This window comes from Rhodovulum euryhalinum (assembly GCF_004342445.1).
Taxonomy (GTDB): Bacteria; Pseudomonadota; Alphaproteobacteria; order Rhodobacterales; family Rhodobacteraceae; genus Rhodovulum; species Rhodovulum euryhalinum.
Genome location: NZ_SLWW01000012.1, coordinates 96,588 through 118,654, shown reverse-complemented (window position 1 = coordinate 118,654; position 22,067 = coordinate 96,588). Strand labels below are relative to the sequence as shown.

Genomic DNA, 22,067 nt, shown 5'->3' with positions numbered 1-22,067 from the left:
ATGGCCGTTCTGCTGCTTGCCGAAGTCACCAACGGTGAACTGCAACGCGACGCGACCGCCAAGGCCGTGACCGCCGTCAAGTCGCTTGGCGAGGTGACGGCGCTCTGCGTGGGGGCGCACGCCCGGGACGCGGCCGAGGCCGCCGCGACGATCGACGGCGTGGCGAAAGTGCTGTGCGCCGAGGATGCGATCTATGGCCACCGGCTGGCCGAGCCCACCGCCGATCTGATCGTGTCGCTCGCTGGCGGCTATGACCACATCGCGGCGCCCGCCACGACGGATGCCAAGAACATCATGCCGCGGGTCGCGGCACTGCTGGACGCGATGGTGATCACCGATGTCGTGGCGGTGGTCGACGCCGACACGTTCGACCGCCCGATCTACGCAGGCAACGCGATCCAGACGGTTAGGACCGCGGATGCCAAGAAGGTGCTGACAATCCGCACCTCGACCTTCGAGGCCGCCAGCGAAGGCGGGGCCGCACCGGTCGAAGCGGTTGCCGCCGCGGGCAACCCGGGGCTGTCGGAATGGGTCAAGGACAGTGCGGCGGCGAGCGACCGGCCGGAACTGACCTCGGCCGGCGTGATCGTATCGGGCGGGCGCGGCGTCGGGTCCGAAGAGGATTTCCACCTGATCGAGAAGCTTGCCGACAAGCTGGGCGCCGCGGTCGGCGCCTCGCGCGCGGCCGTCGATTCGGGCTATGCGCCCAACGACTGGCAAGTGGGCCAGACCGGCAAGGTCGTGGCGCCCGAGCTTTACATCGCGGTCGGCATCTCGGGGGCGATCCAGCACCTTGCGGGGATGAAGGATTCCAAGGTCATCGTCGCGATCAACAAGGATGAAGAGGCGCCGATCTTCCAGGTTGCCGATTACGGGCTGGTGGCCGACCTTTTCGACGCCGTGCCCGAGTTGATCGAAAAGCTCTGAACACACGGCCCGTGCATTTCCGGAAAGGCCCGCCCCGGCGGGCCTTTTCTCTGCCCGCGCCTCACCCTGCCGTAAGTTCGCGCAGCACCAACTCCAGTTCGTCGGCGACTTCCCGGTGAACCTGCGGCCCCGGAAGGGCGGCGGCAGCGGGCTCGTCCAGGTCGCTCAGCATCACGCCCTCGGTTGCATTGGCGCGCGCCTCGGGGCTGGCGGTCACCTCGATCATGCGGCTGAAATAGGGGCGTACCGTGTCCAGCATGTGCCGCGTCACGAACAGCGGGTCGTCGCCCAGGCCGTCAGCGTGCTGTTCGCCCTCTGGCGTGCGGGTCGAAAGCCACAACAGAACCTTTTCGCCGGGAAGCCTTGTGGCCAGCATCCGCATCCGCGCCTGCCAGGACATCTGAAGTTCGGCCACCACGATCTCGAATGCGGCGGTGGATTTCTCCTTCAGCGCGCTCAGCATGTGGCGTGTGAAATGGAACTCGGTGAAGTCGACGCCGGGGTAGAGCGCCTTGAGCATGGCCGAAGCACGCAGGAAGCGGTCGTTGCGGCGCGGATGGACCACATAGAAGCGGTTCGACATGTTCTGCGCGCCAAGCGCCTGGATGACCGTCACCTTCGCGCCGGAGGCCACCTCCAGCACTGTCGAATCGTTCACGAAGACGTCGATCCCGGCATTCACGCAGCCCAGATTGACAACCGGCATCCCCATCGCCTCTTCCACCAGCGTGGCAAAGGGCTGGGCGATGAACTTGCCATAGGTTTCCGTGCCGCCGATTACCGCGCAATAGGATCCGTCAAGCTCGCGCCTGGGACCGCGGAACAGAAGCCGCGAATTGCCGTATCGGCACGGAAAGTAGGACATTGCCCCGGTGCCAGCCTTCTCGAAACTCATCTCTCTCCCGCGCGCCTTGTTTCGACTCACCGCGGTCGAGACTGACCGCCGGGGGTTTCGAAGTCGCTAAATCCTGCATTTTACGCATCTGTCGACCTTGCACGCGGGCACGGCCGCACCTTAAGGTCGCGCCAGCAGCGCGAGGGTTTGGTCATGGACATCAGGACAGTCGGGGTTGTCGGCGCAGGCCAGATGGGCAACGGCATCGCGCATGTCTTTGCCCTCGCGGGCTTCGAGGTGACACTGCACGACATCTCGGAAGACGCCCTGTCCCGGGCACTTGCAACGATCGAGAAGAACCTTGAACGGCAAGTGTCCCGCGGCAAGATCACCGGGGCGGACAAGGCCGCGGCGGTCGCCCGCCTCCACACCACCAAAACGCTGACCGACCTCGGCCAATCGGACCTGATCATCGAGGCCGCGACCGAACGCGAGACCGTCAAGACCGCGATCTTCGAGGATCTCCAGCCGCACCTGAAGCCCGAGACGATCCTGACCTCGAACACCTCATCGATCTCGATCACGCGCCTGGCCAGCCGCACCGACCGGCCCGAAAAATTCATGGGCTTCCACTTCATGAATCCGGTCCCGGTGATGCAGCTTGTGGAACTCATCCGCGGCATCGCCACCGACGAGGAGACGTTCAAGACCCTCCATGCCGTTGTGGAAAGACTCGGCAAGACGGCGGCCTCGGCCGAGGATTTCCCCGCCTTCATCGTCAACCGCATCCTGATGCCGATGATCAACGAGGCGGTCTACACGCTTTACGAGGGCGTGGGGTCGGTCAAGTCCATCGACGAGTCGATGAAGCTTGGCGCCAATCATCCGATGGGGCCGCTGGAACTGGCCGATTTCATCGGACTCGACACCTGCCTTGCCATCATGAACGTGCTGCATGACGGACTTGCAGACACCAAGTACCGCCCCTGCCCGCTTCTGACGAAGTATGTCGAGGCCGGCTGGCTCGGCCGCAAGACCCAGCGCGGCTTCTACGACTATCGCGGAGAGACGCCGGTGCCAACGCGCTGAGCCGCGCCTTCGGCATGATCCCGATACCCAAGACCGCGCGAAGTGCCGGAAGGCCCGCGATCTGACCGCGGGTCAGCCCAGCGCCAGCGTCCGGTCCCTGAGCCACGCGACAAAGCCGCGCGGGTCGCCGGACCACCGCTCGATCTCGGCGCGGCCGATCGCCGGGCCCACGATCGGCGCCTGCGGCCGGTTCAGCGCGTGGCGCACCTCGTACAGCAACAGCCCCTGCCGCAGGGTTGCCGAAACCTGGTGCGCGATCTGATACCAGCGCGAATTCGCGCCGGGAAACCGGACAGGAACCACCGCCGCGCCGGATTTCTGGATCAGCTTGGCGGTAAACGGGCTCCACTCGGCCTCGACCACGGGGCCGAACATCGTCTTCGCCGTCGCGACCGAGCCGGACGGGAACAGCGCGATCACACCTCCCTCGGCAAGATGCACCATCGCGCGGCGGCGCATTTCGAGGTTCTGCTCCAGCGCGCCTGCCTCGTGCGGGAAGGGAACCGGGATCAGGAAACGCTCGATCTCTCCGACGCCGGTCAGCAACGACCGGGTCAGGATCTTGTAGTCGGTCCGCACGCGCCCGATCAGTTCCGCCAGCACCATCCCGTCGACCAGCCCGTGCGGATGGTTGGCCACGACCACCAGCGGCCCGGTCGCGGGAATGTTGGCGATCTGCTCGGCCGGGGTCCTCAGATCGATCCCCATCAGATCGAGCGCCTGTTTCCAGAAACCCTGGCCGTCCGGCACCCCCATCGCCTCGAACCGGCGGATCAGGCGGAGCAACTTGAGCTTGCCGGTCAGCACCTCCATCGCCTGGATGGTGCGCACCTGCAGCGGGTTGTCAAAGGTGTACGCGTAGGACAGCCGCCGCGAGTCGTAGGGCCGCTCGGCCAGCCGGGTTCCGTCGCCCTGGCCTGCGCCATGGCGCGACCCTGGCCTGACCGGTATGGCTGTCGTTGCGGTCGTGCGCTCCACCTGCGGCCTGCCCCCGGTCCGGTCGGATTACATGTCTTCGCCGAAGCGGGTCGCCACCAGGCGTTCCAGCGCATCGGCCAGCCTGCCCGCCTCGGGGCCACTGGTCCTGACCTCGATCGTGGTCCCCTTCGACGCGGCCAGCATCAAGAGCCCCATGATCGAATCCCCCGACGCGTTCATCCCGTCGCGGCTGACCTCGGCGCTGGCCTCGTGCTCTTCGACACATTCCACGAACTTGGCCGAGGCGCGGGCATGCAGCCCCTTCTCGTTGACGATCTCCAGCCGCCGGATCACAGCCCCGTCCATCCTCATTCCCCTAGAACCCACCCGCATCGAAACTGTCGATATATTTGCGCCCTGCCGCCAGTGCCGAGGCAGTGGCCTCGCCCACGCTCAGCCGCCGTGACTTGGCCAGCTTGATCAGCATCGGCAGGTTGGCGCCATAGAGAATACGCCGGTCCGACGGCACGGAGGCGCGGATCGACAGGTTCGAAGGCGAGCCGCCGAACATGTCCGTCACCACCACCACGCCATCCCCGGCATCGACCTCGTCGGCGGCGCGGCAGATCTCGTCCTGCTTGGCGGAGCGGTCGTCGTCAGGCTCGATCGAGATGGCACGGATGCCGGGCTGGTGGCCGACCACGTGCTCGACCGCGGCCAGGTATTCCCGGGCCAGCCCGCCATGCGCGACGATGACGATTCCGATCACGCGCCCCTTCCCGTCGCCTGCGCGGGCGCGCCCTGCGTCCGCCGTTCCAGCTCTCTATGCCTTATAGACACTTGCCATTCGGTTGCCGCAAGCCTCTTTGCCACGGCTTCCGACACGGCAACCGACCGGTGCTGCCCCCCGGTGCAGCCGAAACCGATCGAGATGTGGCTGCGCCCCTCCTCGCGGTGGGCGGGCAGGACGAAGGCGGCAAGATCGGTGACGCGGTGGATGAACTCCGCATAGCGACCGTCGCCCTCGACATAGGCGCGCACGGCCGGGTCGCGCCCGTCGAGCGCGCGCAGGTCGCGCTGCCAGTAGGGGTTGCGCAGGAAACGGCAGTCGAAGGCCATGTCCAGCCCGTGCGGCATCCCCCGCTTGTAGGAGAACGAGTGCACCGAAACCGCAAGTGGCGCGGCACCGCCAGCGGCGAAACGGGCGGCCATCTCGGCGCGGAACTCGTGAATCGTCAGGTCCGAGGTGTCGATCAGGATAGTGGCCAGATCGCGGATCGGCCCGAGCAGGTCCAACTCGCGCGCGACGCCCTCGGCCGGGCTTTCGGCCGGGGCCATCGGATGGCGGCGGCGGGTTTCGGAAAAGCGGCGCAGCAGCACCTCGGGACGGCAGTCAAGATAGAACACATCAGCCTCGATCGCGGGGGCTACCGCAAGCTGGCCAATCAGGTCCGCAAGCGCCCGGGCCGAAAAATCCCGGGTGCGGGTGTCGACGCCCAGAGCCAGCGGCGGCCGCGGCGGCGGCCCATCCAGAAGCCGCGGGATCAGCGACAGGGGCAAGTTGTCGATCGCCTCGAATCCCAGATCCTCAAGCACATTCAGCGCGGTCGACCGGCCCGCGCCCGACGCCCCCGTCACCAGAACGACGCGCTGGACAGTGGGGCGGGGGGCGGTCTGCGGGGTATCGGGCATCAGTCGGATCGGCCGTGGGTCAAGTGCAACAGGATCGCTGCCGGGAAATATGACCGATCAACCCGGTGAAGCAAGGGTACGGACCGATCAAGAAATCGCGCCTCGCGGCGTGGGGGCAGGCGGTCCATCTCGACAAGGTCGAGATCGACGGCCAGCGAGACCGGCGCCTCGGCGACCGTCTCGGCCCGCAGGAGGCCGACGAACCGCGCCTCGATCCGGCCGCGGATGGCCTCGGGGGCGGCGGCGACCAGCTCCGCGTGCCGGGTCGTCAGGATCGTGCGGTCATCGGCGACAAGCCGGGCGCCCCGCGCCATGAGTTCAAGCGCCAGCGCCGATTTTCCCGCGCCCGAACGGCCGAGGATCAGGACCGCACGCCCCCCGGCGGCGACACAACTGGCATGAAGGGTGATCGTCTCGGGGGCATCGGCCACGGGCTTGTCCCTCAGAGCGGCAGGCCCACGACGAAGCGGGCGCCCAGGGGTTCGGAGGTGACATCGGCAGCGGTCGGGCGAATGTTCTCGGCCCAGATCACGCCGCCATGGGCCTCGACGATCTGTTTGGAGATCGCGAGACCGAGGCCCGAGTGGTTGCCGAACTGTCCGACCGGGCGTTCGGAATAGAAGCGGTTGAAGATCTTGGTCAGCGCCTGGTCGGGAATACCGGGGCCGGTATCCTCGACAACCACCAGCACGCGCCTTTCACGGGTGCGCGCCCAGATGCGAACCGCATCGCCCGCCTCGCAGAACGAGACGGCGTTGGTGATCAGGTTGACGAAGACCTGCGCAAGCCGCGCCTCGAGCCCGTTGATGCTGATCGCGTCCGGCGGCAGGTCCGAGATGAAGTCGACGCCCTTCTCGCGCGCCTCCTTGCCCAGATGCTCGGTCAGGCTCTTCAACAGTCGGACAAGGTCGAAGGGCTCTTCCTCCTCCTTGACGAGTTCGCTGTCGAGCCGCGAAGCGTTCGAGATGTCGCTGACCAGACGGTCGAGCCGGCGCACATCGTGGTCGATCACGTCCAGCAGCTTGGCGCGCTGGTCGTCGCGCTTGGCGACGCGCAGCGTGCCGGTCGCCGAGCGCAGGGATGCCAGCGGATTCTTGATCTCGTGGGCGACGTCGGCCGCGAACTGTTCGTTCGCGTCGATCCGGTCGTAAAGCGCGGTGACCATGCCGCGCAGCGCGCTGGACAGGCGGCCGATCTCGTCGGGCCGCGCGGTCAGGTCGGGGATGCGCACGCGGACGGGGTTCATCTTGCGGGCATTGCGCTCGCGCCCCATCTCGGCCGCGGCGGCGAGGTCGGACAGCGGGTTTGCGATGGTCGAGGCCAGAACCAGGCTGAGGCCGATCGACACGAGGATCGCGATCACGAAGACCTGCAAAACCTGCTCTCGCTCGATCCGCACCAGCCAGTCGATCTCGCCGCTGGCAGAGGTCAGGGCGACGACGCCGACGGTCTGGCCATCGTGTACGATGGGCGTGGTTACGGTGAAGGCGGTGCGCCCCCGGTCGTCGACACCGGTTTCAACCTGCGCCCCCATTGCAAGCGTCCGTTCGACCTGGGCACGCAACCGCTCCTGCTGGTCACCAAGGCCGGGTTCGCTTTGGTCCGATCCGGTGATCCGGGCAAGCCCCTCCCACACCATGTTCAGGAAGTCGGTTATGATCGTGACCCGCCGCTCATCCTCGTAGGGGGTCACCGGCCAGTCGGGGCTGGCGATGCCGCGTGCCCGCCCGGCGAGACCGTTGCCCGCATCGAAGACGAAGACATCGGCACCCGGCGCAAGGTCGATGGCCGCGAGCGTCGCCGCCACATCCAGTCCGTCGCCCGCCGCCATGTCGACGGGCACGCCCGGTGTCATCCGCGCCTCGAAAATGTCCGCCAACAGCTCGGTCTCGGCCACCATGCCGCTTTCGCGCTGGCTGAGCAGGCTGTCACGCGCGGGGTTGAGGTACAGCACCCCCGAGATCAGCACGACCTGGGCGATCAGGTTGAAGGTGATGATCTTGCGCGCCAGTGGCGAGCGGTTCAGCAAGACGAAGCTGCGGCCCTTGCGACGGGCACGAATCTCGCCATCGACGACGGAATGCGGCGCAGCCCAATCCTCGTCAAGGGCGACGTCGTCTTCGGATGGTCGCCTGATGTCCCGCACGGCCGCCCCCGGCTTCGCGTGTCGATCGTCACTCTTCGTTGTAACGATACCCGATACCGTAAAGCGTTTCGATGGCCGAGAAGTCCGAGTCCACCTGGCGCATCTTCTTGCGCAGCCGCTTGATGTGGCTGTCTATGGTGCGGTCGTCGACATAGACCTGGTCGTCATAGGCCACGTCCATCAGCTGATCGCGGCTCTTGACGAAGCCGGGGCGCTGCGCGAGCGCCTGCAGCAGCAGGAACTCGGTGACCGTGAGCGACACGTTCATGCCCTTCCAGGTCACGGCATGGCGCAGCGGGTCCATCGTCAGCTGGCCCCGGACCATCACCTTGGTTTCCTCCGGCGCGGGGCCGGAATCCGAGGCGATCACCTCTTGCCGGCGCAGCAGCGCGCGGATCCGCTCGACCAGCAACCGCTGCGAGAACGGCTTCTTCACATAGTCGTCGGCACCCATCCTGAGGCCGAGGACCTCGTCGATCTCGTCGTCCTTGGAGGTCAGGAAGATCACCGGCATGTTGGTCCGCTGCCGGACCCGCTGCAGCAGGTCCATCCCGTCCATCCGGGGCATCTTGATGTCGAACACCGCCATGTCGGGCAGCCGCTTGTTGAACGCGTCAAGCGCCGCCTGACCGTCATTGTAGGTTTCCACCTCGAAGCCCTCGGCCTCGAGCGTCATGGAGACGGAGGTCAGGATGTTCCTGTCGTCGTCAACGAGCGCAATCCTCGACATGGGGAATTCCTTGTACTGCGCGGCGTCAGATGTGCCTGCTTTTGGCGCGTTGCGTTCCTGAATGGCGCCGCGAATCAAGGTCTAGCTCCGAATCGCGGCTTTCTCGTGGCGACAATCAACGCGAAATTCCCTGATAGATTGCTAATCCGCACCTCCACGCCCAATTCAACGTTCCGCGGTCGGGGGCAATCGCGGCGCCGCGCATGATGATTGCGCTAACGCGCTTCCCTCAGCCTGTTGTTTCATGGAAACGACATGATATAGCCGCGCCACCGACCAACGCGGCGTCATGGAGGGTGCGACATGGAAATCGGACGGGTTAATCCCGCGCAACGCCTTGAAGATCAAGGCATCACCGGCCTCGGCAAGGTATATTACAACCTGCTGGAACCGGCCTTGATCGAAGAGGCGCTGAAGCGCGGCGAAGGCACGCTGGGCCAGGGCGGCGCGTTCCTGGTGACCACCGGCGAACACACCGGCCGGTCGCCCAAGGACAAGCACGTGGTCCGCACCCCCGACGTCGAAGACAGCATCTGGTGGGAGAACAACCGCCCGATGACGCCCGAGGCCTTCGACCGACTGCATGCCGACATGCTGGCCCATCTGAACGGTCGCGAGGTCTTCGTCGAGGACCTCTATGCCGGGGCCGATCCGGCCAACCGGCTGGACGTCCGCGTGGTCACCGAAATGGCCTGGCACGGGCTCTTCTCGCGCCACCTGCTGCGCCGGCCCGCGCTGGACGAACTCGACAGCTTCGCGCCCGAGTTCACGGTCATCAACTGCCCCAGCTTCAAGGCCGATCCCGAACGGCACGGCTGCCGCACCCGCACGGTGGTCGCGATGAACTTCGCGCGTAAGCTGATCCTGATCGCGGACACCGAATACGCGGGCGAGATCAAGAAATCGGTCTTCACGCTGCTGAACTACATCCTGCCGGGTCGGGGCATCATGCCGATGCACTGCTCGGCCAACCACGCGCCGGGCAACCCGGTCGACACCGCGGTCTTCTTCGGGCTGTCGGGCACCGGCAAGACGACGCTTTCGGCCGACCCCGCGCGCACGCTGATCGGTGATGACGAACATGGCTGGTCCGACAAGGGCACCTTCAACTTCGAAGGCGGCTGCTATGCCAAGACGATCAACCTGAGCGCCGAGGCCGAGCCCGAGATCTACGCGACCACCACCAAGTTCGCGACCGTGATCGAGAACATGGTGTTCGACCCTCATTCGCTGGACCTCGACTTCGAGGATGACAGCCTGACGGCGAACATGCGTTGCGCCTACCCGCTGCATTACATCTCGAACGCGTCGGACACGGCGCTGGGCGGGCATCCCAAGAACATCATCATGCTGACCTGCGACGCCTTCGGGGTGCTGCCGCCGATCGCCCGGCTGACCCCGGCGCAGGCGATGTATCACTTCCTGTCGGGCTTCACGTCGAAAGTGGCGGGCACCGAAAAGGGCGTGACCGAGCCGGAACCGACCTTCTCGACCTGCTTCGGCGCGCCGTTCATGCCGCGCCGGCCCGAGGTCTATGGCCAGCTCCTGCGCGAGAAGATCGCCACCCACGGCGCGACCTGCTGGCTGGTGAACACCGGCTGGACCGGCGGGGCCTATGGCACCGGCGCGCGGATGCCGATCAAGGCGACCCGCGCGCTGCTGGCCGCCGCGCTCGACGGTTCGCTCAACGATGCCGAGTTCCGCAAGGACCCGCATTTCGGCTTCGAGGTGCCGCTGGCGGTCGAGGGTGTGGCCGAGGTCCTGCTCGACCCGCGCCGCACCTGGTCCGACCCGGACGCCTATGACGCGCAGGCCCGCAAGCTGGTGGCGATGTTCTCCGAGAACTTCGCGCAGTACCTGCCGTTCATCGACGACGACGTGCGCGAAGCCGCGATCGGCTGACGTCCGCCCCGGAAATGCCCCGAAAGGCCCGGCACCCGCCGGGCCTTTTTGGCTACCCCGATCCGAACGGAACAGGCCCGCCTGCCGGTCAGCCCATCAACCCCTTGCGGATCAGGTTCGCGGCGGCCACCGTCAGCACCACCAGCGTCGCCCTGCGGAACCGGTTCGGGTCCAGCCGGTCCTGCACGCGGAATCCCAGCCACATGCCCAGCGCCGCCGGCACCACCAGCGCGGCCGAAAACGGCAGGGTCTGCGCGTTCAACACGCCCGACCCCAGATGCGCGGCCATCAGCATCACCGCGCCCAGCAGGAACACCACCCCCTGCACCCGGACCATCTCCAGCTTGTCGGTGTTGAAGCTCAGCAGATAGGCGATCACCGGCGGCCCCCAGACCCCGGAAATCCCGCCAAAAAAGCCGCCGACCAGCCCCATCGCCACCTCGGCGCGCGCCCGGTGGCGGGCGGGCAGGATCAATTGCCGCCCCAGAAGCTGCGAGATCGTGAAGGCGGCAATCGGCACGCCCAGCAGCAGGTACAGCACCCGGTCGGAGAGAACGGTCACCAGGGGCGCGCTGGCCCCGATCGCCAGCACGACGCACCCGATCAGAAGCCGGTACCTGACAACCGATTCCCAGGCGGCGGCCGCGCCCTGCCGGAACGCCTGCGCCACGTTGGTCAGCAGCGTCGCAAGGATCAGCCCGGCCAGCGCCACCTCTGCCGGCAAGAAGACAGACAGCCCCGAGATCAGGATCATCGGCATCGCAAATCCGACCGCCCCCTTCACGACACCCGCGAAAAGCGCGACCGCGACGGACGCGGCGAAGAGATGGGGGTCAAGCCCGAAGAGCATGGCGTTCCCTTGCTGCCTCGCCGCCCTATATCGTGGATCGCCGGGCGCTGCAGTCGCAAAATACGACTGTCATTATCCTTCAAAATACCAGCGTGAATTGAATTTTTGTTGCGCTGCATATGCGAAAGACCTATGTCACCCCAAGCCCGGAAGAAGGAGACGATTCATGCCCCATGACGGTCAGGACATGCCCGCCGCCGACACCACCCTACTGCCCGATCTGCTGGCGCTGACCGGGGCCGCGCTGGCCCCCGTCGAGGCGGTGTTCGAGGCCGCGCGCACCGCGATTGCGGCCCGTGTCACCGAGGGCGATCGCATCTCGGGCCGGCTGATCGAGGCGCACCAGACCGCCGCCCATGGCCTGGCGTGGCTTGCCACCTATGCGCAGGCGCTGCGCCAGATGCAGGGCTGGGCCGAGCGGCTGACGGAGCAGGGCAAATTCGGCGAGATCGAGCAACTGATCCACCAGATCGCCTTCGGGGAATACCTGGCCCAGATCGCGGGCGGCATCCCGATGAGCCAGGGCGAAATCGTGCGCCTGCGCGACGTTGGGGTGTCGGGCGAGGCCGCCCATGCCTTGCACAGCGACGCGGTCACGGCCCTGATCCGGGGCGCCAACACCCCCGCGGCCCGCGCGCGTCTGGTCGAGTTGATGCAGCAGCAGGCGGCCAACGTCACCGTCGGGGCCACCGGCCTTGATGACGAACTGGAGATGATCCGCGAGCAGTTCCGCCGCTTTTCGGTCGACCGGGTCGAGCCCCATGCCCATGAATGGCACCTCAAGGACGAGCTGATCCCGATGGACATCATCGAGGAGATGGCCGAACTGGGCGTGTTCGGGCTGACCATCCCCGAGGAATACGGCGGGTTCGGCCTGTCCAAGGCGTCGATGTGCGTGGTGTCCGAAGAGTTGTCGCGCGGCTATATCGGCGTGGGCTCGCTGGGCACCCGGTCCGAGATCGCGGCCGAACTCATCCTCTGCGGCGGCACCGAGGATCAGAAACAGCACTGGCTGCCCAAGATCGCCAGCGCCGAGATCCTCCCCACGGCCGTCTTCACCGAACCCAATACCGGCTCGGACCTCGGCTCCTTGCGCACCCGCGCGGTCAAGGTGGGCGACGATTACGAGATCACCGGCAACAAGACCTGGATTACCCACGCCGCGCGCACCCATGTGATGACGCTGCTGGCGCGGACCGACCCGGCCACCAGCGACTATCGCGGGCTGTCGATGTTCCTGGCCGAGAAGACGCCCGGCACCGACGAGACCCCCTTCCCGACCCCCGGCATGACCGGCGGCGAGATCGAGGTTCTGGGCTATCGCGGCATGAAGGAATACGAGCTTGGCTTCGACAAGTTCAAGGTCAAGGGCGGGAACCTGCTGGGGGGCGTCGAGGGCCAGGGCTTCAAGCAGCTGATGCAGACCTTCGAGAGCGCCCGCATCCAGACCGCCGCCCGCGCCATCGGCGTGGCGCAGTCGGCGCTGGACGTGGCGATGCGCTATGCCCAGGACCGCAAGCAGTTCGGCAAGCCGCTGATCGCCTTCCCGCGGGTGTCGGACAAGCTGGCGATGATGGCGGTCGAGATCATGGTGGCGCGCCAGCTGACCTATTTCGCGGCCTGGGAAAAGGACCACGACCAGCGTTGCGACCTCGAGGCGGGGATGGCGAAACTGCTGGGGGCGCGCGTGGCGTGGGCGGCGGCCGACAACGGGTTGCAGATCCACGGCGGCAACGGCTTCGCACTGGAATACACGATCAGCCGCATCCTGTGCGATGCGCGCATCCTCAACATCTTCGAGGGCGCCGCCGAGATTCAGGCGCAGGTGATCGCCCGGCGCCTGCTGGACTGACCGCACAACCAGACGGAACGAAGACGCCCTGGCCGCCGCGCGGGGCGTCGTCGTTCCAGACCTTACATCCTCCGGCCAAGAAGATCGACCAGCCGCGCCCGGGCGCCCGGAAGGGGTTTGTCTCCAAGCGCGGGCGCCAGCCATTTCTCCAGGAAATGGCCGGTGGTGCGCAGCCCCTCGGCGATCTCCTCGGCCCGCACCGGCCCCTGCCCCAGCAGGCAGGGCGGCAGGGGCAGCAGACGGTCAGCCCACTCTCCCGCGGCCCCGGCGCTGACCGCGCGGCCCGATTTCGGCGAGACATAGACCAGATCGTCACGCTCGCCCGTCACCGCGCAGCGTGAAAGATCCAGCCCGAACCCCATCTCCTCCAGCAGCGCCAGTTCCCAGCGCAGATAGGCGAGCGGCCAGGCATCGGCATGGCCCAGGAGGTCGAGCAGGGTCACCGACCGGGCGTATAGCGCGGGATGCGGCGCCCGCTCCGGCAGGGAAAACGACAAAAGCGCCGTCAGCGCGTTCAGCCCCGCCAGCGCGCGCGCATCGCCCAGCACATGGGCGGCGCGGCTTCTCACCGGTTCGACGGTAAAGCTGCCGATATGATCCTCCAGCCGCGCCTTCCACGTGACGGCAAGTTGCGTGCCCGGTTGCAGCACCGGCGCCATGCGCCGCCCGGCACCGCCACGTACCACGCCCATGTGTCGCCCATGCGCGGCGGTGAACAGCTCGACGATGGCCGCGCTTTCGCCATGCGGCCGCACGGTTAGCACCGCGCCTTCGTCCCGCCACTCGATCATCCGCCGCCCCGGTCGCCGCCGCGGCAAGGATAGCCGAGGTTCGGCACCCGCGTCACGCGAGCCCGTCCTCGTCCAGAAGGTGGCGCGCCGCGCGATCCTCGACCTCGATCACCCAGAGATCGGGATCAAAGCCCCTCTGGCGTGCCAATGCCGCATCCACCGCACGCTCTTCCCCCTCGGCCAGCACGACCCAAGCCCGTGCGCCGGTCGCCAGATCGAAGGACCGCTGAAAGGCCCGGGCCTGCCCGTCGAGCGTATTGAGCTTGACCAGCACGGCGCCGGCCGTGTCGTCGCCATGGGCCACGACGAAGGCCGGGATGCCCGCCAGCCGCAGCCGTGCGAGATAGGCCGTGACCCAGAACTCGGCGGTCAGGCGCGGCGACATGCTGGCCTCTGGCCTGCGCCCCGGATAACGCTAGATTGATCCCAAGCCACCCCAAGACGAAAGCCTGACATGCCCACCCTGCCGCCATTCTCGAAACCGGTCATCGCCGCCGCCATCGTGCTCGACATCGTGGTCTTCGCCATGGGCATCCGCGCCTTTCCGGTGCTGGTCTTCATGCTGCTGGCCAATCTCGCGGTCTGCCTCGTGATCTACTGGACGATCCTCGGCCACTTCTTCGGCCGGCAACCGGCCGAGGCCGATCAGTCGCCCTCGCGGAAATCCAGCCCCATCTCGGAATAGCGCTCGGCCTCTTCCAGCCAGCCGGGCCGTACCTTGACCGTCAGGAACAGATGCACCGGGCGGCCCAGGAACTCGGCGATCTCGGCGCGGGCTGCCTGGTTGACAGCCTTGATCGTCTCGCCCTTGTGGCCCAGCACGATGCCCTTGTGGCCGTCGCGCGCGACATAGACGATCTGGTCGATCCGGGTCGATCCGTCCTTGCGGTCCTCCCAGGCCTCGGTTTCGACGGTCAGTTCGTAGGGCAACTCCTGGTGCAGCCGCAGCGTCAGCTTTTCCCGCGTCATTTCGGCCGCGATCATCCGCATCGGCAGATCGGCGATCTGGTCCTCCGGGTAAAGCCAGGGCCCTTCGGGCAGCGTCTCGGCCAGCCAGGCGCGCAGGTCGTCCACGCCATAGCCCTTCTCGGCCGAGATCATGAAGGTGCGGGCAAAGGGATAGGCCTCGTTCAGGTCGGCCGACAGCGCCAGCAACACCTCGGCCTTGACCCGGTCGATCTTGTTGATGGCAAGCGCGACGGTCTGCCCCTCGTGCACCCGTTCCGCCAGCGCGGCGAGGATCGCGTCCACGCCCTCGGTCCGGCCCCGGTGCGCCTCGACCAGCAGAACCACGATATCGGCATCCGCGGCCCCGCCCCAGGCGGCGGCCACCATCGCGCGATCCAGCCGCCGCCGCGGACGGAAAAGCCCCGGCGTGTCGACAAAGACGATCTGGGCGTTGCCCTCGATCGCCAGCCCCCGGATGCGGGCCCGGGTGGTCTGCACCTTGTGGGTGACGATCGAGACCTTTGCGCCCACCATGCGGTTCAGCAGGGTGGACTTGCCCGCATTGGGCTCTCCGATCAGGGCGACGAAGCCCGCGCGCGTCTCAGCCATCGGGATTCTCCATCCGCTGCAGCAACGCCTTGGCTGCCGCCTGTTCGGCCTGCCGCTTGGCCCCCGCGGTCGCCCGCGCTTCCTCGCCCGTGGACAGCCGCGCGACGATGGTGAATTGCGGCGCATGGTCGGGCCCTTCGCGGGCGATCTCGACATAGTGCGGCGGGTGCAGGCCGCGGGCCTGGGCCCATTCCTGCAGCGCCGTCTTGGGGTCGCGCGCATCGGGATCGACCGCGCCGATCCGTGCACCCCAAAGCCGCAGGACAAGTGCCTTGGCCGCCTCGAAGCCCGCATCGCGATAGACCGCGGCGATCACCGCCTCCATCGCATCGGCCAGAAGTGCCTCCTTGCGCCGACCGCCTGACATCATCTCGGACCGGCCCAGTTTCAGAACATCGCCCAGCCCGATGCCGCGGGCGACGTCGGCACAGGTTTCGCGCCGCACCAGCGCATTGAACCGTGGCGCAAGCTGGCCTTCGGTGGCACCCGTGTCGGCCTCGAGCAGCGCCTCGGCCATCACGAGGCCCAGCACCCGGTCACCAAGGAATTCCAGCCGCTGGTTGTCGGGGCGCGTCGGCGCCGACAGAGAGGAATGGGTCAACGCCCGCACCAGAAGCTCGGGCCGGGAAAAGTCATGCCCGAGACGATTGCTGAACGCGGCGATGTCGGCCGAGAGTTTCACCAGCTCACTCGACCTTCTTGTAGAATCGGTCGGGCCGCCAGGTCCAGACGAAGAACAGAGACCGCCCGGCGGACGAGAACATGACCCGGTCGGCCCGTCCGATCAGGTTTGCCGCGGGCACGAAGCCCACGCCGCCATTCGCCTGCGCATAGCGGCTGTCCTGACTGTTGTCGCGGTTGTCGCCCATGAAGAAGTAATGGCCCTCGGGCACCGTGAAAAGCGGCGTGTTGTCAGAGAAGAACCCGTCGCGGATGTTCAGGATGCTGTGCGACGCGCCATTCGGCAGCGTTTCGACGCTGCGCGACTTGGTGCAGGTGCCGCCCTCGCCCACAGGCGCATTCTCGCATTGCGGATAGTAGCCCATCGGACCCTGCTGGCGATAGACCTCTTCGAACTGGCCCGCGGGGGCAACCTGGACAGGCGCGCCGTTGAGATACAGCACGCCCTGCTTCATCTGCACGGTATCGCCAGGCAGACCGACCAGCCGCTTGATGAAGTCCGAGCCGTTCACCGGGTGACGGAACACCACCACATCGCCGCGCTCGGGGTCGGATTCGAGGATGCGGCCCTCGAACGGGCACAGCGCGAAGGGGCAGGAATAGCGGGAATAGCCATAGGCCATCTTGTTGACGAACAGGAAATCGCCGATCAGCAGCGTGTCCTTCATCGACCCTGACGGAATCCAGAACGGCTGGAAGAACAGCGTGCGGAAGACGCCCGCGATCACCAGCGCCCAGAAGATGGTCTTGATCGTCTCGGCGATACCGCCGGCCTGCTTCTCGCCCGTCTTTGCCATCTGCCCGGTCCTGCCTCTGTTCGGTTGTCGCTTCATGCGTGGGCAGGGCGGGGCTGTCAAGGCGACCGCCCGCCCGGCCGGTCAGGCGCGGGCTCAGCCAAGCGGCCGGGCCTCGATCACCACGAAGGCCTGCGCCCAGGGGTGATCGTCGGTCAGCGACACATGGACGATCGCCTCGTGCCCCGGCGGCGTCATCTCGGCCAGTCGCTCGGCCGCCCAGCCGGTCAGCCGCATCACCGGCTGGCCGGTCTCGAGATTGGTCACGCCCATGTCCTTCCAGGCGATCCCCATCCGCAGGCCGGTGCCCAGCGCCTTGGAACACGCCTCCTTGGCGGCCCAGCGCTTGGCATAGGTGCCGGCGACGTCGGCGCGGCGCTCGGCCTTGCGCTGCTCGGCCTCGGTGAAGACACGGTTGCGAAACCGGTCGCCGAACCGGTCAAGCGTCTGCTGCACACGCTCGATATTGGCCAGATCGGTGCCGATGCCGAGGATCATTGAACCGCCCTTCGGGTCTGTGGCCGGGAGGCTTCGACGTGTTTCGCCCGGAATTTCCAAAAGGCGCAGGCCCGCCGTCTGGTCACCCGCGGGCCTCGTCCATCAGCCGGCGCATCTCGCCGATCGCCGGGCCAAGCCCCCGGAAGATCGCCTCGCCGATCAGGAAATGACCGATATTCAACTCGCGCACCTGCGGAAACGCCGCCACGGGACCGACCGTTTCGAAGGTCAGACCGTGGCCGGCATGGACCTCCAGCCCCAGTCCGTCGGCATAGGCCGCCATGTCGCGCAGCCGTTCCAGTTCGGCGTCGCGCTCGTCGATGCGCCCTTCGGCATGCAGGTCGCAATAGGCGCCGGTGTGCAGTTCCACCACCGCCGCACCGATCCGGGCGGCGGCCTCGATCTGCACCGGGTCGGCGGCCACGAAGATCGACACCCGGCACCCCGCTTCACGAAGCGGGGCAATGAAATGCGCAAGCCGGTTCTCGTCCTTGGCAACCTCGAGCCCGCCCTCGGTCGTCCGCTCTTCGCGCTTTTCGGGCACAAGGCAGACCGCATGCGGGCGGTGGCGCAGCGCGATCGCCTGCATCTCGTCGGTGGCGGCCATCTCGAAGTTGAGCGGGACCGTCAGCGCCTCGATCAACCTTTCGATATCGGCATCCGAAATATGCCGCCGGTCCTCGCGCAGATGGGCGGTGATCCCGTCGGCGCCCGCCTCCTCGGCCAGCCTCGCCGCCCGGATCGGGTCGGGATAGGCCGAGCCGCGCGCGTTCCGCACGGTCGCCACGTGGTCGATGTTGACACCCAGCCGCAGATGCGTCCCGTCCGCCATAATATCCCCCTTGCCCGCCCCTCAGGGCCGGTCATCGGCCTGCATCGCCTTGCGGCGCAATTCGGCCAGTTTCTGTTTCAGCCGCCCGCGGCGGCGGTTCTGATAGGCCGTGATCAGCGGAACGCTGAGATAGTAGGCCACTAGCCCCGCCGCGATCCCGGGAACGATGCCGCCGATCAGGTAGGGCAGGAACACCTCGTTGTAAAATTGCGAGAGCTTGGCCCAGTTCGCCTCGGCATTGCTGAAGATCGCAAGCAGGTTGTCCTTCAGATCCGCACCGGCCCCCGCGAACTTGCCCACCAGGGTTCTGTGGGTGGTCTCGTCGAACTCGGTTCCCAGCAGGAAATGGCCGGTCTCGAGCGACACCACGGCGATCGGCACATAGGTCAGCGGATTGCCGAAGAAGGTGGCCAGAAGGGAGGCGAGGATGTTGCCGCGCATCGTCTTGGCCAGCAGCGCGGCAAGGATGAAGTGCAGGCCGAAGAACGGCGTGAAGGACACGAAGACGCCGGCAAAGATGCCGCGCGCGATCCTGTGCGGCGGATCGGGCAGCCGCCGCAGCCGGTGACTGACGTAATAGAATGCCCGCCCCCATCCGCCGCGCGGATAGACGCTGTCCAGCATCACCTGCCCGAACCTTCGCTTGTCGCGGCGCTTGAACACCAAGCCGGTCGTCCTCGTGTCTGGGACGCGCCCTACTCGGCGCGCGCGGGGTCTCGATAGCGTTCGATCTCGGCCACGTCGCTTTCCGCCTCAAGGGCGGTCATCACGGTATGCAGATGCTCGACATCACGCAGGTCCACCTGAATCAGCAAACGGTAAAAATCCGGCTTCTTGTCCAGGAATTCCATGTCGGAAATGTTGGCCTTCTGCTCGCCGATCAAGGTGCAGATGCGCCCCAGCACCCCCGCGTCGTTGCGGATGGTCAGATACAACCCCACGCTGTGCACCGCCGGGTGCTTGCCCGAATGCCAGTGCAGATCGACCCACCGGTCCGGCTGATCCTCGAACTTTTCCAGAACGGGGCAGTCGATGGCATGCACCACCACGCCGCGCCCGCGCCAGGTGATGCCGACGATGCGCTCGCCGGGGACCGGCTGGCAGCAGGGCGCTCGGGCGAAGGTTTCGTCCGGCGACAGGCCCACCACCGCCCGGCTGGCGTCGATCTCGTCGCCGCCCGAGGTGGCAAGCTCGGGATAAAGCGCCTCGACCACGTCCTGCGCGCGCAATTCGGCGCTGCCGAGGCGGGCCAGCAATTCGGCCGCGCCATGCAGGCCGAAGCTGCGCGCCGCTGTCCTAAGCGCCTTGTCGGTGGATCTCTTGCCGACATGCTCGAAGGCCACGCGGGCCAGTTCGCGGCCCAGCTTGATATAGCGTTCGCGGTCCTCTTCCCGCAGCGACTTGCGGATCGCGGCCTTGGCGCGGCCGGTCACCACGATATCGATCCAGGTGGCCTGCGGGCGCTGGCCCTCGGCGGTGATGATCTCGACCGACTGGCCGTTCTTGAGGCGTGTCCACAGCGGCACGCGGATGCCGTCGACCTTGGCGCCCACGCAGCTGTCGCCGATTCGGGTATGGATCGAATAGGCATAGTCCAGCGGCGTGGCGCCCCGGGGCAGCTTGACCACGTCGCCCTTGGGGGTAAAGCAGAAGACCTGGTCGGAATACATCTCGAGCTTGACGTGCTCAAGGAACTCGTCGTGATCCTCGGCGTTCTCGAAGCGCTCGGTCAGCGAGGCAATCCATTTCGCCGGGTCGACGGCAAAGGGGTTCTCGGCCCGCACCCCGTCGCGATAGGACCAGTGCGCGGCCACTCCCGCCTCGGCGACCTCGTGCATCTGGCGGGTGCGGATCTGCACCTCGACCCGCTTGCCGTCGCGGCCTGAAACCGTGGTCTGGATCGAACGATAGCCGTTCGACTTGGGCTGGCTGATATAGTCCTTGAACCGGCCCGGCACCGCGCGCCAGCGTTGGTGGATCGCGCCCAGCACCCGGTAGCAATCGCCCTCGGTCTCGGTGATGACGCGAAAGCCGTAGATGTCCGAGAGGCGCGAGAAACCCAGTTCCTTCTCTTCCATCTTGCGCCAGATCGAATAGGGCTTCTTGGCGCGGCCGAAGACATCGGCCTCGATCCCCTCGCGCTCCAGCTCCTTGCGGATGTCCTGGGTGATCTTCTGGATCACGTCGCCCGATTCGCGCTGCAGCGTGATGAAGCGGCGCATGATCGAGTTGCGCGCCTCGGGGTTCAGCACGCGGAACGCCAGGTCCTCCAGTTCCTCGCGCATCCACTGCATGCCCATCCGGCCCGCGAGCGGCGCGAAGATGTCCATCGTCTCGTGGCTTTTCCGGACCTGCTTGTCATGCGGCAGCGACTTGATCGTGCGCATGTTGTGCAACCGGTCGGCCAGCTTGACCAGGATCACCCGCAGGTCCTTGGACATCGCCATGAACAGCTTGCGGAAGTTCTCGGCCTGCTTGGTCTCGGACGAGGACAGCTGCAGGTTTGTCAGCTTGGTCACCCCGTCCACCAGTTCCGCGACCTCGTGGCCGAACAGCCGCTCGACCTCGGAAAAGGTGGATTTCGTGTCCTCGATCGTGTCGTGCAGCAGCGCGGTGATGATGGTCGCATCGTCCAGCCGCTGTTCGGTCAGGATCGCGGCGACAGAGACCGGATGGGTAAAGTACTCCTCGCCCGACCGGCGCAATTGCCCGGCATGCATCTCGCGCCCGTAGGCATAGGCACGCCGGATCAGGTCTGCATCTGTCCTGGGGTTATAGTTGCGGACCAGCGAGATCAGGTCTTCGACGTCGATCATCCGGCCGCAAGCCTATGGGGGGCGCGCTCGGGGCGCGCGCCCGGGGGTTACTTCTGCGCCTGCGCTTCCATCAGGGCGCGCAGCAGCTTTTCTTCCGACATGTCGTCGTCGACCGGGCGATCCGCCTCTCCAGCGCCGCCCCCCATCAGCAGCGCCATGGAATCCTCTTCGGGCTCGTCGACCTCGATCTGGGTCTGGTTCGCCTCGATCATCCGCTCGCGCAGGTCGTCGGCGGACTGGGTCTCTTCGGCGATTTCGCGCAGCGCGACGACGGGGTTCTTGTCGTTGTCGCGGTCGATGGTCAGCGCCCCGCCCGCGGCGATCTCGCGCGCCCGATGCGAAGCGAGCAGAACCAGCTCGAACCGGTTCGGAACCTTGTCAACGCAATCTTCTACCGTCACGCGGGCCATGGCGCACTCCGATCCTTGGGAGGTTGAAACCCCTCTCTATTGGGTCTCAAAGGTCTTGACAAGGGCGGAAAGCCCCGCCCACGGACCAGAAACCGGCGAAATCCCGACCTTTTCCGCCTCAGGCAGCGCGGCCAGCATCTCGGCCACCGTCAGGCCGAGAATCGGGTGGCGCCAGTCGGGCGCGATATCGGCCAGCGGCACAAGCACGAAGGCACGGTCCTGAATCCGCGGATGAGGCAGGATCAACCGGTCGGGCGCCTCGCGGGCCTGCGCTTCGGCGGGCAGCGTGCGCCATAGGGTCTGGGTCGTGGCATCTGGCAGAACGAGATCGCCCATGGCGAGCAGATCCAGATCGAGCGTGCGCGCCGCCCAACGCGTACCACGATCACGGCCAAAGACCGCCTCGACCGCGTGCAGCCGCGCCAGAACCGCGTCCGGCGAAAGCTCGGTCTCGATCTCGGCGGCCGCATTCACGAAATCGGGACCGGCGCCCGGGGGCCAGCATGGTGTGCTATAAAAACGGCTTATCTGCGTCACGCGAAGTGATTCGCAATCGAGCGCCGCCAGCGCCGCCGCCAGCGTTCCGGACAGGCCCGCCTCACCGACCGCGACATTTGTTCCCAAGGCAACTTGTCCTTTTGGAGTAGTTTTTGCATAATTTCTCGGTTGCGGCATCCGACTCTATCCTTAGATTTTGGGCGGTGTCCCGCAGCACTTTGTATTTCAGTGCGCATTGTTCCAACCACT

Annotated in this window: 25 protein-coding genes; 5 read left to right on the top strand and 20 right to left on the bottom strand. The window is 66.6% G+C overall.

All coding sequences use genetic code 11. The features are described 5' to 3' along the window. Positions 1-927, top strand: a complete 927-nt coding sequence (locus EV655_RS14535; RefSeq protein WP_132546078.1) for an electron transfer flavoprotein subunit alpha/FixB family protein — start codon at positions 1-3, stop codon at positions 925-927. 61 nt (positions 928-988) lie between these two features. On the opposite strand, the gene EV655_RS14530 is transcribed toward EV655_RS14535, so the two are convergent. Continuing rightward, entirely contained in the window at positions 989-1,822 is an 834-nt protein-coding gene (locus tag EV655_RS14530) for a DUF6473 family protein (RefSeq protein WP_132546077.1), read from the bottom strand. A gap of 153 nt (positions 1,823-1,975) precedes the next feature. Here EV655_RS14530 and EV655_RS14525 point away from each other — a divergent pair, with 153 nt between their 5' ends. Beyond that, on the top strand, positions 1,976-2,851 hold the full coding sequence (locus EV655_RS14525) for a 3-hydroxybutyryl-CoA dehydrogenase (RefSeq protein WP_132546076.1): 876 nt from the start codon (positions 1,976-1,978) through the stop codon (positions 2,849-2,851). A gap of 72 nt (positions 2,852-2,923) precedes the next feature. Here EV655_RS14525 and EV655_RS14520 read toward each other — a convergent pair whose 3' ends face one another. From EV655_RS14520 to EV655_RS14490, 7 genes are read right to left on the bottom strand one after another with little or no spacing between them, the layout of a single operon-like run. Next, positions 2,924-3,829, bottom strand: coding sequence for a lysophospholipid acyltransferase family protein (locus tag EV655_RS14520; RefSeq protein ID WP_424511318.1), 906 nt, complete (start codon positions 3,827-3,829; stop codon positions 2,924-2,926). Positions 3,830-3,856: 27 nt separating this feature from the next. Further along, positions 3,857-4,135 carry an HPr family phosphocarrier protein gene (locus EV655_RS14515; protein WP_132546075.1) on the bottom strand — a complete coding sequence of 93 codons (279 nt, stop codon included), beginning with the start codon at positions 4,133-4,135 and terminating at the stop codon, positions 3,857-3,859. Between the two features lie 10 nt (positions 4,136-4,145). Continuing rightward, a complete protein-coding gene (locus EV655_RS14510) occupies positions 4,146-4,538 on the bottom strand; it encodes a PTS sugar transporter subunit IIA (protein ID WP_132546074.1) in 393 nt (130 codons plus the stop codon). Next, a complete protein-coding gene (gene rapZ / locus EV655_RS14505; protein WP_132546073.1) occupies positions 4,535-5,461 on the bottom strand; it encodes an RNase adapter RapZ in 927 nt (308 codons plus the stop codon). The genes EV655_RS14510 and rapZ overlap by 4 nt, the downstream gene beginning before the upstream one ends. Beyond that, positions 5,461-5,892 (bottom strand): HPr kinase/phosphorylase, encoded by a 432-nt coding sequence (locus EV655_RS14500; protein ID WP_132546072.1) that lies wholly within the window; start codon positions 5,890-5,892, stop codon positions 5,461-5,463. Before EV655_RS14500 ends, rapZ begins: the two co-directional genes overlap by 1 nt. An 11-nt stretch (positions 5,893-5,903) precedes the next feature. After that, positions 5,904-7,607, bottom strand: a complete 1,704-nt coding sequence (locus EV655_RS14495; RefSeq protein WP_132546071.1) for a sensor histidine kinase — start codon at positions 7,605-7,607, stop codon at positions 5,904-5,906. Positions 7,608-7,635: 28 nt separating this feature from the next. After that, entirely contained in the window at positions 7,636-8,337 is a 702-nt protein-coding gene (locus EV655_RS14490) for a response regulator transcription factor (protein WP_132546070.1), read from the bottom strand. Between the two features lie 303 nt (positions 8,338-8,640). On the opposite strand from EV655_RS14490, the gene EV655_RS14485 reads away from it, so the two are divergent. After that, positions 8,641-10,239: a phosphoenolpyruvate carboxykinase gene (locus EV655_RS14485; RefSeq protein WP_132546069.1), complete on the top strand. Its 1,599-nt coding sequence runs from the start codon at positions 8,641-8,643 to the stop codon at positions 10,237-10,239. Between the two features lie 88 nt (positions 10,240-10,327). On the opposite strand, the gene EV655_RS14480 is transcribed toward EV655_RS14485, so the two are convergent. Continuing rightward, complete coding sequence (locus EV655_RS14480; RefSeq protein ID WP_132546068.1) at positions 10,328-11,089, bottom strand: sulfite exporter TauE/SafE family protein; 762 nt, start codon at positions 11,087-11,089, stop codon at positions 10,328-10,330. Between the two features lie 166 nt (positions 11,090-11,255). Here EV655_RS14480 and EV655_RS14475 point away from each other — a divergent pair, with 166 nt between their 5' ends. Beyond that, positions 11,256-12,941 (top strand): acyl-CoA dehydrogenase family protein, encoded by a 1,686-nt coding sequence (locus EV655_RS14475; RefSeq protein ID WP_132546067.1) that lies wholly within the window; start codon positions 11,256-11,258, stop codon positions 12,939-12,941. Between the two features lie 62 nt (positions 12,942-13,003). Here EV655_RS14475 and recO read toward each other — a convergent pair whose 3' ends face one another. Next, the gene (recO, locus tag EV655_RS14470) at positions 13,004-13,729 is read right to left on the bottom strand and encodes a DNA repair protein RecO (protein ID WP_132546093.1); all 726 of its coding nucleotides are present in this window, start codon (positions 13,727-13,729) and stop codon (positions 13,004-13,006) included. A 55-nt stretch (positions 13,730-13,784) separates the two neighbouring features. Continuing rightward, entirely contained in the window at positions 13,785-14,117 is a 333-nt protein-coding gene (locus EV655_RS14465; RefSeq protein WP_132546066.1) for a DUF1491 family protein, read from the bottom strand. Positions 14,118-14,186: 69 nt separating this feature from the next. On the opposite strand from EV655_RS14465, the gene EV655_RS14460 reads away from it, so the two are divergent. Then, the gene (locus EV655_RS14460; RefSeq protein WP_132546065.1) at positions 14,187-14,417 is read left to right on the top strand and encodes a hypothetical protein; all 231 of its coding nucleotides are present in this window, start codon (positions 14,187-14,189) and stop codon (positions 14,415-14,417) included. Here EV655_RS14460 and era read toward each other — a convergent pair. The 9 genes from era to folK all read right to left on the bottom strand — a co-directional run bounded on the left by era (position 14,378) and on the right by folK (position 21,995). After that, positions 14,378-15,289: a GTPase Era gene (gene era / locus EV655_RS14455; RefSeq protein ID WP_132546064.1), complete on the bottom strand. Its 912-nt coding sequence runs from the start codon at positions 15,287-15,289 to the stop codon at positions 14,378-14,380. The genes EV655_RS14460 and era overlap by 40 nt on opposite strands. After that, the gene (gene rnc, locus EV655_RS14450) at positions 15,282-15,971 is read right to left on the bottom strand and encodes a ribonuclease III (RefSeq protein ID WP_132546063.1); all 690 of its coding nucleotides are present in this window, start codon (positions 15,969-15,971) and stop codon (positions 15,282-15,284) included. Before rnc ends, era begins: the two co-directional genes overlap by 8 nt. A 4-nt stretch (positions 15,972-15,975) precedes the next feature. After that, the gene (lepB, locus tag EV655_RS14445; RefSeq protein WP_132546062.1) at positions 15,976-16,767 is read right to left on the bottom strand and encodes a signal peptidase I; all 792 of its coding nucleotides are present in this window, start codon (positions 16,765-16,767) and stop codon (positions 15,976-15,978) included. Between the two features lie 93 nt (positions 16,768-16,860). After that, a complete protein-coding gene (gene acpS / locus EV655_RS14440; protein WP_132546061.1) occupies positions 16,861-17,262 on the bottom strand; it encodes a holo-ACP synthase in 402 nt (133 codons plus the stop codon). Positions 17,263-17,344: 82 nt separating this feature from the next. After that, positions 17,345-18,094: a pyridoxine 5'-phosphate synthase gene (locus EV655_RS14435; protein ID WP_132546060.1), complete on the bottom strand. Its 750-nt coding sequence runs from the start codon at positions 18,092-18,094 to the stop codon at positions 17,345-17,347. 21 nt (positions 18,095-18,115) lie between these two features. Further along, entirely contained in the window at positions 18,116-18,760 is a 645-nt protein-coding gene (locus tag EV655_RS14430; protein WP_132546058.1) for a DUF2062 domain-containing protein, read from the bottom strand. Positions 18,761-18,789: 29 nt separating this feature from the next. Next, positions 18,790-20,910 carry a RelA/SpoT family protein gene (locus EV655_RS14425; protein ID WP_132546056.1) on the bottom strand — a complete coding sequence of 707 codons (2,121 nt, stop codon included), beginning with the start codon at positions 20,908-20,910 and terminating at the stop codon, positions 18,790-18,792. A gap of 47 nt (positions 20,911-20,957) precedes the next feature. After that, positions 20,958-21,320, bottom strand: a complete 363-nt coding sequence (gene rpoZ / locus EV655_RS14420) for a DNA-directed RNA polymerase subunit omega (protein WP_132546054.1) — start codon at positions 21,318-21,320, stop codon at positions 20,958-20,960. A 36-nt stretch (positions 21,321-21,356) separates the two neighbouring features. Then, entirely contained in the window at positions 21,357-21,995 is a 639-nt protein-coding gene (folK, locus tag EV655_RS14415; RefSeq protein ID WP_132546052.1) for a 2-amino-4-hydroxy-6-hydroxymethyldihydropteridine diphosphokinase, read from the bottom strand. Between the last annotated feature and the right edge of the window lie 72 nt (positions 21,996-22,067).